Genomic DNA, 11,663 nt, shown 5'->3' on the forward strand with positions numbered 1-11,663 from the left:
GAGCCGCTTTTTATAAGAATAGGAGTTTTTAGGACATTTTATGCAACGCACAAATTTTGTTGCCTGAAGGGTCGCGTAAATAAGCTAGGTATAACTTCATGCCTCCTCCTTCGCGAATACCAGGAGCATCTTCACAATTTGTACCGCCATTTGCTAAACCCGCGGCATGCCATGCATCAGCAACCTCTGGCGTTTTAGCTGCAAAGCCTATAGTAGTGCCGTTGCCATGTGTTGCAGATTCACCATCAATTGGCTTTGTTAGCGCAAAAATGCCGGTTTCAGTAAAATAGAAACAGCGGCCTTTTTCATCAATGACCCCCTCTGGGTGACCCATGGCGCCTAATACCGCGTCGTAAAATTTTTTTGATGCCTGAATATCGTTGGCTCCAATCATTATATGGCTAAACATAATTTATTCTCTTTCTTCTATAAGTTGAGGGCTTTTGACCGGCCCAGGAAAAAACATATTCGTTGTCTTTTGATAGTCTTTATATTCAGGGCGTTTTTGTACTGAATAAAACTCTGAAGGCACAGCACCAGTATAGGTAACTAAAGTCGTATACATAATACGTGATACAAATAGCAATCCTAATCCTAGTAATACAAAAGTTAACATAGATTCTACTTCCAATAGTGCGAACCAAGACGGAATGGCAGCAATAACTAAGCCATTCCACACCATCCATTCAGCAAAATAGTTGGGGTGCCTGCTGTATTTCCATAATCCAATATTACAAACAGAATTGCGTTTTCCTGTTTGCTTGTTAGTGCTTAAAAATTTAAGTTTCTGCATATCAGCGACCGATTCCATTACAAATGCGCTAAGCCAAATAATTATTCCTAACACCTCTAAAGGGGATACTTCAGCACTTGGATTGGAAGCTATAATAAATGCCGGAAAAGCTAAAAATGCGGCGTTGGCAACGCCTTGCAAAATAGCTTCGATTTGCATAGCCAGTGGTATATTGTTTTTCCCTTGCTTTTGCCAGCGGCGTTTTTGAAATTCATAGCGTGGTAACTCGCTATTTAAGTGACCAGAAGTTAACAATTTAATTGCGCCAAGCCCCATACGGCTGCCCGCAAAAATATATGCAATGCTGACAATTGCTACACGCATTGGCTCTCCATCACTGAACAACCAAGTGATGATACCAATAACCGTTAAGCCCCAGGGCCAGCCAATATCAACATATGACATTCTCCCAGTTTTCCATGTCGGTAAGCAAACGACTAAAGCAAATAGCAATAATTGTAATAAGCCATTGATAAGACTTATTTCTGCAAAGCTTGCTGTTAACAACAATAGTAGCCAGCCAGCAATAAAGGGTAGAAGTGGTGAGATGTATTTCATTAAATTTAATCCTTTGCTTATGCAGCGTAAATAGCGACAGGGGTGCCATTTAATGCTGCATTCCCTGTTAAAGCGTCAACTCGATTAGCAAGTGTTAGATCATTTATGCTGACACCTGGTTGAGTAGCGGCGACAGCCATCTTTGTATCGGCTTGATTGTGTCCCCATCCCTGCGGCATCGAAACAACACCTTGGAGCACGTCGTCTGTAATGATTGCATCGAGAGTTACTTCACCTACTTCAGATGAAACTGTTACTTTTTGGCCATTGATAATACCGATAGAGGCTGCATCTTCTGGGTGAATTTCCAATGTGCAAGGATTCTTACCTTTGACTAGGCGTTGGGAGTTCTGAGTCCAGGTATTATGACTTTTTGCTAGGCGGCGACCGATTAGCTCAAAAGGAAATTGACTGCTTTTCGGTGCTAGTTCTAAGCTAGCTTTTAAACGCGGCAAGTCATTTACATAGAGATCAGGTATTAAGTTAATCTCACCATTTGGGGTAAGTAGTCTGTTAATTAAGTTGGTTTTTAATGGGCCAAGATCTAGGCCGTGAGGGTTGTCCATTAACATCTTTAAGCTCATGCCTTGCTCGCCATATGGCCCAGATTTTAGCTCCATGTCTAATACCATTTCAGGCGTATATTTCGACACTGGGGTATCTGTTAATCTTGCGGCTAATTCATTAATGATTTGCCAATCGGCTTTTTGATTTTGTTCGGGCTCAAATAGCGCGGTGGAGTATTTGGCTGTATTTCGAACAGAGAAACTGTTAAAGAAAATATCATAATGTGAATTTTCCAGCCCAGAGGTTGCAGGTAAAATAATATCTGCGTGTTTGGTGGTTTCATTTAAGTAAATATCTACTGAAACCATAAACTCTAATTGGTCGAAAGCGTCTGCCAATTGGTGACCCGCAGGCGTTGAAAGTACGGGGTTGCCTGCAATGGTTATCATAGCCTTAATTTGACCTTCGCCAGGTGTTTGTATTTCATCGGCCAAGGTAGCCACTGGAAATTCACCATTAAAAAACGGCAACTGATTTACGCGAGAGGTGTATTTGCCAAAATTTGTCGGGTGACCTTTGGTATTGCCTCTTAATAGATTAAACGCTGGTAGTGGAAACATAGCGCCGCCTTCGCGATCAAAATTTCCTGTAATAATATTGAGCACATTGGTTAACCATTGGCATAGGCCACCAAAGCTTTGAGTGGATGCACCCATTCGGCTGTAACATACCGCTGATTGTGCATTGCTCATATCTGCGGCTAATTGTCGTATATCGCTAGCAGGTATACCTACGTGAGCTGTTACTGCTTCTGGCGAGTATTCTTTTACCAATGTTTCGAGCTGTGTGATGTTATCTACAACATTAACAAGGTGTCGAAGGTTAACGGCGTTTTGCTCAAATATGCAGTGAATCATTGCCATCAATAGCAGCGCATCTTTTTCTGGACGAATAAATAAGTGTTGATTAGCTATTTTGGCGGTTTTTGTGCGTCGCGGGTCGACTACGACGACTTTTCCGCCGCGTTTCTGAATGGCTTTAATTCGATGCACTACACCAGGCGCTGTCATCATGCTGCCGTTTGATACGACAGGGTTTCCGCCAATAATTAGCATGAAATCAGTGCGGTCGATATCTGGAATAGGTATTAACATGCCGTTACCGAACATATAATTAGACGCTACATGATGCGGCATTTGATCTGTCGAGGCAGAACTAAAACGATTCAAACTTCCTAATGCTTTCATGAAAGGCTTAAGGAATAGCGCATTACCGAGGTTGTGAGCGTTAGGGTTTCCTAAATAGACACCTACTGCATTTTTACCGTATGCATGTTGGATTGTTTTGAATTTAGTAGCAATTTCATCGAAAGCACTTTGCCAACTGATTTCTTTCCAGCCCTTTTCAGTGCGCTTTAGTGGCGTTTTTATTCGATCCTTATCTTCATAAAAGTCTTGCAGTGCTAGCGCTTTCGGACACATATGGCCTTTGCTAAAAGGGTCTTGTTTATCACCTTTGATTGAAAGAACTTGTTTATCTCGATATTTAATCTCAATGCCACACATCGCTTCGCAAATATTACAGGTTCGATAATGCGTTTTGACGTCTTTTGTTTCTATATCGCCCACAATGTTTCCTCAATTTTTAGTTACTAAGTAAGTGTGACAGTAAATCAATCAGAGACTAACGGTAATAATTGACATATATTGGGTGATATTTGCCATGTTTGGCATAATTGTGAATGAAAGGAAGTTTAGTGATATCAGTGACGGTGTTAGGTTTTGATTATGTACTTGCCAGTGCATTAACCGGAATAAATGATTTATTAAATTTAGCGGGGGTATCTTGGAATAAATATCATCATCGACCTATTGAAAGAAAGTTTAAGGTGCAAATTGCTAGTTGGGACAATAAGCCAATTAAAACGATGAATGACATTGTCATCATGCCACATTGCGCGATACAAGATATTGAACATAGTGACATTTATTTAGTGCCGAGTATTGCAGGAGACATTAATAAAACGTTAGCAGATAACCTCGCATTGATAAGATACCTAAGCGGGCTCCGTGGTTCAAAATCTATTATTGGCAGCAATAGTACGGGGTCATTTTTTTTGGCAGAAGCAGGGCTGTTAGACGATAAACCAGCAACAACGCATTGGGCTGCTGAGTCATTGTTTCGTAAAAAGTATCCTCATATCGAGTTAAAATTGGAACAACTTATTACTCATGACGACAACATTCTTTGTGATGGCGGTGGTATGGCATGGTTTGATCTAGGCTTGTACTTAGTCGAACTATTTTGTGATCATGAAACGGCGATGGGAACGGCGAAATCATTCGTACTCGATACGGGTCGCACAGGACAATTAACCTATTCGCCGCTGATAGTAAAAAAATACCATAACGACAAAACCGTTAGAGCAGTTCAAGACTGGATGGAAGCTAACTATGAAAGAGATATCGTTATTAGTCAGGTTAGCCTGCAATTCGGTGTATCCAATCGCACATTAATTCGCCGATTTAAAGACGCTGCTGGAACAACGCCACTAGAATATTTGCAAGAGGTTCGTTTAGATGCTGCGAGTAAATATTTAGTACAATCTAATAAGACTATTGATGAAATTACACATACCGTGGGCTATAGCGATATTAGCTCTTTTACTAAGCTTTTTAAGCGTAAGACCAAATTGTCACCAAGTAGTTATCGGGCTAGGTATAAACCTAACTATGGTGAATAAATCTACCAAGACAAATTCACCATAAATAACAAATTTGGGTTTTAGTAGGCATTAGTTTTGTCGATATTTCTTGGCTGTAATAAAACCGACGATAACAATTAGTAAAATATATTTAGGTGAGGTGCTAGCTAAATAGAAATCGATGCGCGAACTTGGAAAGCTAAGAATAACAAAGTAGGAATGTAATAGGAAAAAGGGGAGTGCTAACAAAATTGGCGTTACCAGTTCAACATAGGTTTTGCTTTTTCTAGTGATGTAAACAAAGATAAAGTAAGTAAACGCGAGTGGTAAACCAATAGTAAATAAATCTAAAACCGCAAACGCAAATTTAGGCGAAGATTGCGCAATAGGTTCAAATACATTTGCTGGTATTGGCAAGGCGGCGGCAAAGCTAAATATGACAACAGAAATATAAGCGAAGATTACACCCAATATGCTATTAAACATAAAGCTTTTAATATTTTCCGTTTGTTTTAATTCCATTTGTTTAAATTCCTTTAGTTTTCATTCAATGCAATAGCATTATCGATTAACTTAACAAATTATTCTTTGATTAATAACATGAAACTCTAAATCGTAATTGGCTGGTTGTCATTGGTTTTTGCAGCACGCATTAAAGCGATGTAAACTTATTTTATTCAGAGCCAAGGTATATAGGGACATGGTAAACAAAGGATATCACTTTGGTGAATATTTTTTAGATGAGCAGCAATTAAAGCTGTTTAAAGTAAAGCAGCCCATAATGCTGCACGAGAAAAGTATTAAGCTACTGCTTTTATTAGCAAACTCCAGTCCAGAGCCCTTATCAAAGAAAACATTACACGAAGCACTATGGCCAGATACCGTGGTTAGTGATTGGTCTTTATCGCGCTTAATCTCTGATACGCGTATTGCACTTGGTGATGATGGCGAGCATCAAAATATCATAAAAACTGCTCGTGGCGCTGGGTTTTATATGCCAGACGTCACAGTCATTAATGTCGTTAATCGTTCACGCCGAATTAAAAGTTTTGGCTTTGTTTTCGCGGGTATTTGTACTGCTTTGCTCGTTAGTGGGTTGGTTATAGGTTGGTATAGTGATTATCAAGAAAAGCAGTTGCATGAAGCTATGTCACGCATTGCTGAATTTCAAGATAACACTTATTCGGCATTTGTTGCGCAGGCTAAAAGAAGAAACCAGTTAGTTGATATGCTCGAACAGCGCTTATCCTTTAAGCGAACTAGACAATACGAAATGTTTTTTCAACATTATTATCCTAATATGACGAGCGATGAAAAATTTGTCTGTCAGCAAATTCGAGCATTTAGTAGTAGCGGTTTATTGAAGAATAACCAAGCTATTCTAGATGAGTTGGAGTCGAACCATCATATTTATGATGAAATACCCTTGGCAAAAAACCTTGCTCAACATCTAAGAATTTGGATTGATAAACATAATAATGTATTTAGTACGCGAGAAGACATGTGCTTGATATATGTCGGTGTTGAAGATGGTATGCCTTACCCAAGCGGAGTAGATCAACAGGTTAAAGCCTGGCTTAAAGCGAAATCTACGGATTAATACTAGGACAAAAAAAAGCCTACATATTTTGTAGGCTTTTCAACTCAAATTAAATTAATAGTTTACTTAACACGCATACCCGGTTGTGCGCCTTCTTCAGGGTTAAGGATCCATAAGTCTTTTCCACCTGGACCCGCAGCTAACACCATACCTTCTGACATGCCAAAGCGCATTTTACGAGGTGCCAAATTAGCAACCATAACCGTTAGTTTGCCTTCTAAGTCTTCTGGTTGATAAGCCGATTTAATGCCTGCAAACACCTGTCGTGTTTCGCCGCCAAGGTCTAATTCAAGTCGTAATAGCTTATCTGCTTTTTCTACGTGTTCAGCTTTAACAATTTTAGCCACTCGAAGATCGATTTTGGCAAAATCATCAAATTGAATTTCAGGAGCAATTGGATCGTCAACTAAAGGGCCTGTAACTGGCTTAGCTTCTACTTTCTCAGCAAGTGACTCTTTCGATGCGTCAATCATTTCGTTAACTTTATCCATTTCAATGCGTTGCATCAATGCTTTGAATTTGTTGATTTTATGATCAGCAAGTAATGATTTGTGGCCTTCCCAAACTAATTCATCGTTAAGGAAGCTTTCAGTTTTTTCTGCTAGTGCTGGCAATACTGGTTTTAAGTAAATCATTAATATACGGAATAGGTTTATACCTAGTGAGCAAACATCTTGAACTTCTTTTTGTTTAGAATCGTCTTTTACTAACACCCACGGCTCTTTAACAGCGATGTATTCATTTACTTTGTCCGCAAGCGCCATGATTTCACGCATTGCTTTACCAAATTCGCGGTTCTCATATAGCTCAGCTAATTTGTCACCAGCTGCCATGACTTCGTCTGCTAAAGCTTGATCATCAACATTGTTTGATAACATGCCATCAAAACGTTTAGTGATAAAGCTTGCACATCGAGACGCGATGTTAACCACTTTACCGACAAGATCTGAATTAACACGCTGAGCGAAATCTTCAAGGTTTAAGTCTAAGTCATCAATACGGTTAGTTAGCTTCGCCGCGTAGTAATAACGTAAGTATTCAGGGCTTAAATGGTCTAGGTAAGTACGCCCTTTGATGAAAGTACCTTTTGACTTAGACATTTTAGCGCCGTTTACTGTAACAAAACCATGTGCGTATACCGACGTAGGTTTACGGTAACCGGAACCTTCTAGCATGGCTGGCCAAAATAAACTGTGGAAATAGATGATGTCTTTACCAATAAAGTGATAAAGCTCAGCGTCTGAGTCTTCTTTCCAGAACGCATCAAAGTCGATGTTTTCTCTATCACATAAGTTTTTAAAACTGCCCATGTATCCAATTGGGGCGTCTAACCATACATAGAAGAATTTACCAGGGGCATTTGGAATTTCGAAACCAAAATAAGGTGCATCACGGCTGATATCCCACTGTTGCAAACCAGATTCAAACCATTCATTTAGTTTGTTAGCCATTTCTTCTTGTAATGAACCACCAGTTGTCCAGTCTTTTAACATTTGCTCAAAAGCTGGCAGGTCGAAGAAGTAATGCTCTGAATCACGTGAAACTGGGGTAGAACCAGACACAACTGAGCGAGGGTTGATCACTTCTGTTGGTGAATATGTTGCACCACAGTTGTCACAGCTATCACCATTTTCGTCTTCGCTTTTACATTTAGGACATGTGCCTTTTACGAAGCGATCTGGCAAGAACATGCCTTTTTCTTCGTCGTAAAGCTGTGAAATCGTACGTGTTTTAATGTGTCCGTTATCATTTAACTTATTGTAAATTTCGCTGGCAAACGCTCGATTTTCATCGCTGTGAGTCGAGTGATAATTGTCAAAGCTGATCATAAAGTCATTAAAATCGCTCATATGCTCTTCACGAACACCATCAATCATTTGCTCAGGCGTTATTCCTAATTCTTGCGCTTTAAGCATTATTGGCGTGCCGTGAGCATCGTCTGCGCAGACAAAATATGTTTCGTTGCCACGCATACGTTGGAATCGCACCCAAATATCAGTTTGAATATGTTCTAATAAATGGCCTAAATGGATTGAGCCGTTTGCATATGGCAGGGCACAAGTAACTAAAATTTTACGCTTATCTTGAGGCATAGTTTGTGACATTTGATCTAACTTTAATGTGTTGAACACTTTAAGGTGGTAAATAATGGCGCAATAGTACAGAATTTAGCGGTTATTTTCATTATTATTTCTGGCTAATGTTAATTTTTATTTAGCCTATAGAATATCAATTGAGGAATCACTTTGCTCTCTAAGTTATTTGCAAAAAAATCTCCGCTTAACGAAAGTGAACTTTTAGTAATAGATGAAGCGCTTGATAAGCACCGAACGTCGTTATTTCCTTATGGTATTTTAACGCTTACAAACAAAGTAGAAGCCTACCAGTTAAACAATAAAATTATTGTAGAAATTTCCCTACCATTTGCAGCCTTAAGTGATTTAGATATGGTAGCTGGAAGTTTGTCTAATGAATTTGGTAAACCTTTAAGTTTTGAATGTGAATTGGCTATTAGGCCAGTTCGAGAACACGGGATTAACAATGTAAAAAATATTGTAGCGATCGCATCAGGCAAAGGTGGAGTTGGTAAGTCAACGACAACTGTTAATATTGCAAGAGCACTGCAATTAGAAGGGGCAAGGGTTGGTATTTTAGATGCTGATATTTACGGACCATCAATCCCTGCAATGTTAGGTAAACCAAATGAAAAACCAGTGTCAAGTGATGGTAAAACAATGAGCCCAATCGATGCTGATGGCATAACTTCAATGTCGATTGGTTATTTAGTGCCGGATAGTGATGCTGCAGTTTGGCGAGGGCCCATGGCCAGTAGCGCTTTTAACCAACTACTTAATGAAACGGAATGGCCCCAGCTTGATTATTTATTAATTGATATGCCACCAGGAACGGGTGATATTCAATTAACCTTGTCGCAAAAGGTGCCCGTTGCAGGTGCTGTAGTCGTAACAACCCCGCAAGATATCGCCTTAGCAGACGCACAAAAAGGTATCGCGATGTTTGATAAGGTCAAAGTACCTGTGTTGGGTGTTGTAGAGAACATGAGCTATCACGTTTGTGAAAAATGTGGTCACCAAGCTCATCTATTTGGTCAAGATGGCGGCAAAGATATCGCAGAGCTTAATAATGTTAATTTATTAGGTCAGCTGCCGCTTAATATTCAAGTTAGGCAAGACGCAGATCTTGGTGATAATTTGTTTGATGACATATCAAATAGTGACATCTGCGGTCAGTACCGTAAAATAGCGCGCAATATAGCGAGTACACTTTTTTATTCACTAGACATCAATAGCCCTTCAACTCCTAAAGTTGTTAGGTCAGATAGCGAATAAGTTTCAAATCAACAACAAGAAGAACTGTTATGAGATTATGCGATAAAGATATTGAACAATGTATCGAGCAAGGAAAAATAGGTATTACTCCCAAGCCAGATGCTTCGATGATCTCAGGTGTTAGTGTCGATATACGCTTAGGTAATGAGTTTAGAGTATTTAAAAATAATACTGCGCCATTTATTGATTTAAGCGGCCCACGTGAAGAAGTGCAACACCAAATGAACGCGGTAATGGGAGACGAAATAGTTATTCCAGACGGGGATGCGTTTTTTCTACATCCTGGTGAACTTGCGTTAGCGGTAACTTTTGAATCTGTTACATTACCTGCGGATATTGTTGGTTGGCTAGATGGTCGCTCTTCGTTAGCTCGCTTAGGATTAATGGTTCATGTAACCGCACATCGAATTGATCCCGGTTGGTCTGGGCCAATAGTGTTAGAGTTTTATAACAGTGGCAAATTGCCGTTAGCATTGCGACCAAAAATGAAAATTGCGGCATTAAATTTTGAAACAATGTCTGGTGAAGCTGTTCGCCCATACAATAAACGTGAAGACGCCAAGTACAAAGATCAGACCGGTGCTGTGGCGAGCCGCATTAGCCAAGATGACACTTCTAGCTAGTTAACATAATTAGCTAAGCTGTATTCATGCTAAGAATAGCTAATGCGTATTAATTAGCATTAGCTAATTTTAATGGCGTAACTGGGTTAATACCTTCAAGACATTTGTGTAGGGCTTCAATAAGCTTGGCCTTATCGTGATGATGCTTAACGTCTTCACAAGCTAAGTCGTGATGAATAACTCTTACTCGCTCTGATGTTGTGTTTTGATCGTGACAAATTGCACTATCAATTGGCAAGCAACCAATGTTTTCTTTAATCCAATCAAACTTTTCATCAAGTGTTAGCGCAGCTGCAGGGCTATTTTCCGCCACTATATTTTCTACAAAGGCACAATGGCCACGTCTGTTTTTTAGGGCGTTAGCTATATCTCTTACTAACAGTGGTGGGACAACGCTGGTTAAGAAGCTTCCTGGACCAAGAATGATTAAGTCAGCCTTATTGATTGCTTCAACACATTGTTCAGGTGACTTAACTAGCGGTGCTAGCATTAAATTTTTAGGCATTATTGGCATGTCATCAACGGATAATTCGCCAACTTTACATCGACCTTCAGGGTAAAATGCCATTAGATCAGTCGGAGACTCTGACATCGGAAGAACCGGTGTTTTAACTCTTAAAATACGCCTTACCAGTTTTATTGAATCGATAGGGCGAGACTGTATTTGGCCTAAACCATAAAGAATAAGATTACCTAGGTTGTGACCACCAAGCTCATCTTGTCCGTCAAAGCGGAAATTGAATAATTGACTACCGACTGAATTTTCATCCACCAACTGAGTTAGGCAATTGCGCAGATCTCCCCAAGCTATAGATGAACTTCTTTTTCTTAATCGACCAGTAGACCCTCCGTTGTCTGTTGTGGCAACAATTCCTGTTAATTGACCTTGCATAAAGGAGAGGGTAGATAACACTCGTCCTAGACCATGGCCACCACCAATGGCAACAATGTTGAGTTTTTTTAGTTGCATAAAACGGAACTTCTTAACCAGTTAGTTAAACTTTAACGCCAAACCCTTAAAAAATAAAGTATTGTGACGCAGTAAGGTAAATTCATTTAAACAATGAGAGCAAGGCTAGCCTTAAAGTGCTTTTAATAAACGTTGTAAATGGCTGAATAAATAAAAAATAACCAATTTGGCGACAAACTAATCGTTTAGATAAAAAGTTCTGGAAAATTGCCATAATTTTTAAATTAATTGTTGACACCGATAAGGGGGCTGCCTAAAATGCGCCTCGCTTTCGACGAGTACTAGGTCACTTGTCAAAAGCCAGTTTTTCCATTTGACTACTTAGTTAGTTGATTGAAATACTGGGGCTATAGCTCAGCTGGGAGAGCGCTTCGCTGGCAGCGAAGAGGTCTGCGGTTCGATCCCGCATAGCTCCACCATTATTTAGAATTTTATTAATGAGTACTATACTTGTTAATCGAACGTTTTAGTGTCCCGTTCGTCTAGAGGCCTAGGACACCGCCCTTTCACGGCGGTAACAGGGGTTCAAATCCCCTACGGGATGCCACATTTTGGTAG

10 protein-coding genes and 2 tRNA genes are annotated in these 11,663 nt (G+C 39.8%); 6 read left to right on the forward strand and 6 right to left on the reverse strand.

The window, feature by feature from the left end; all coding sequences use genetic code 11:
- Nucleotides 1-28 precede the first annotated feature (28 nt).
- From HII17_RS17895 to HII17_RS17905, 3 genes are read right to left on the reverse strand one after another with little or no spacing between them, the layout of a single operon-like run.
- On the reverse strand, nucleotides 29-409 hold the full coding sequence (locus tag HII17_RS17895) for a VOC family protein (protein WP_169076737.1): 381 nt from the start codon (nucleotides 407-409) through the stop codon (nucleotides 29-31).
- Between the two features lie 3 nt (nucleotides 410-412).
- Nucleotides 413-1,351: a DUF1295 domain-containing protein gene (locus tag HII17_RS17900; RefSeq protein ID WP_169076738.1), complete on the reverse strand. Its 939-nt coding sequence runs from the start codon at nucleotides 1,349-1,351 to the stop codon at nucleotides 413-415.
- Between the two features lie 17 nt (nucleotides 1,352-1,368).
- Nucleotides 1,369-3,486, reverse strand: coding sequence for a molybdopterin-dependent oxidoreductase (locus HII17_RS17905; protein WP_328824568.1), 2,118 nt, complete (start codon nucleotides 3,484-3,486; stop codon nucleotides 1,369-1,371).
- A 113-nt stretch (nucleotides 3,487-3,599) separates the two neighbouring features.
- Between HII17_RS17905 and HII17_RS17910 the strand changes: the two genes are divergently transcribed.
- Nucleotides 3,600-4,601: a GlxA family transcriptional regulator gene (locus HII17_RS17910; RefSeq protein WP_211185410.1), complete on the forward strand. Its 1,002-nt coding sequence runs from the start codon at nucleotides 3,600-3,602 to the stop codon at nucleotides 4,599-4,601.
- 51 nt (nucleotides 4,602-4,652) lie between these two features.
- On the opposite strand, the gene HII17_RS17915 is transcribed toward HII17_RS17910, so the two are convergent.
- A complete protein-coding gene (locus tag HII17_RS17915; protein WP_169076740.1) occupies nucleotides 4,653-5,084 on the reverse strand; it encodes a hypothetical protein in 432 nt (143 codons plus the stop codon).
- A gap of 178 nt (nucleotides 5,085-5,262) precedes the next feature.
- On the opposite strand from HII17_RS17915, the gene HII17_RS17920 reads away from it, so the two are divergent.
- Nucleotides 5,263-6,162, forward strand: a complete 900-nt coding sequence (locus HII17_RS17920; RefSeq protein WP_235938939.1) for a winged helix-turn-helix domain-containing protein — start codon at nucleotides 5,263-5,265, stop codon at nucleotides 6,160-6,162.
- A gap of 62 nt (nucleotides 6,163-6,224) precedes the next feature.
- On the opposite strand, the gene metG is transcribed toward HII17_RS17920, so the two are convergent.
- Nucleotides 6,225-8,255, reverse strand: coding sequence for a methionine--tRNA ligase (gene metG, locus HII17_RS17925; protein WP_169076753.1), 2,031 nt, complete (start codon nucleotides 8,253-8,255; stop codon nucleotides 6,225-6,227).
- Between the two features lie 153 nt (nucleotides 8,256-8,408).
- Between metG and apbC the strand changes: the two genes are divergently transcribed.
- Both apbC and dcd read left to right on the forward strand, forming a co-directional pair.
- Nucleotides 8,409-9,512 carry an iron-sulfur cluster carrier protein ApbC gene (gene apbC / locus HII17_RS17930; protein WP_211185411.1) on the forward strand — a complete coding sequence of 368 codons (1,104 nt, stop codon included), beginning with the start codon at nucleotides 8,409-8,411 and terminating at the stop codon, nucleotides 9,510-9,512.
- A 29-nt stretch (nucleotides 9,513-9,541) separates the two neighbouring features.
- A complete protein-coding gene (gene dcd / locus HII17_RS17935; protein ID WP_169076741.1) occupies nucleotides 9,542-10,135 on the forward strand; it encodes a dCTP deaminase in 594 nt (197 codons plus the stop codon).
- 49 nt (nucleotides 10,136-10,184) lie between these two features.
- Here dcd and HII17_RS17940 read toward each other — a convergent pair whose 3' ends face one another.
- Nucleotides 10,185-11,105 carry a gluconeogenesis factor YvcK family protein gene (locus HII17_RS17940; protein WP_169076742.1) on the reverse strand — a complete coding sequence of 307 codons (921 nt, stop codon included), beginning with the start codon at nucleotides 11,103-11,105 and terminating at the stop codon, nucleotides 10,185-10,187.
- Nucleotides 11,106-11,448: 343 nt separating this feature from the next.
- Between HII17_RS17940 and HII17_RS17945 the strand changes: the two genes are divergently transcribed.
- Both HII17_RS17945 and HII17_RS17950 read left to right on the forward strand, forming a co-directional pair.
- Nucleotides 11,449-11,524, forward strand: a tRNA-Ala gene (locus HII17_RS17945).
- A gap of 52 nt (nucleotides 11,525-11,576) precedes the next feature.
- Nucleotides 11,577-11,652, forward strand: a tRNA-Glu gene (locus tag HII17_RS17950).
- Nucleotides 11,653-11,663: the final 11 nt, after the last annotated feature.

Origin of the sequence: Thalassotalea algicola, from assembly GCF_012932965.1 — a bacterium.
GTDB lineage: Bacteria > Pseudomonadota > Gammaproteobacteria > Enterobacterales > Alteromonadaceae > Thalassotalea_F > Thalassotalea_F algicola.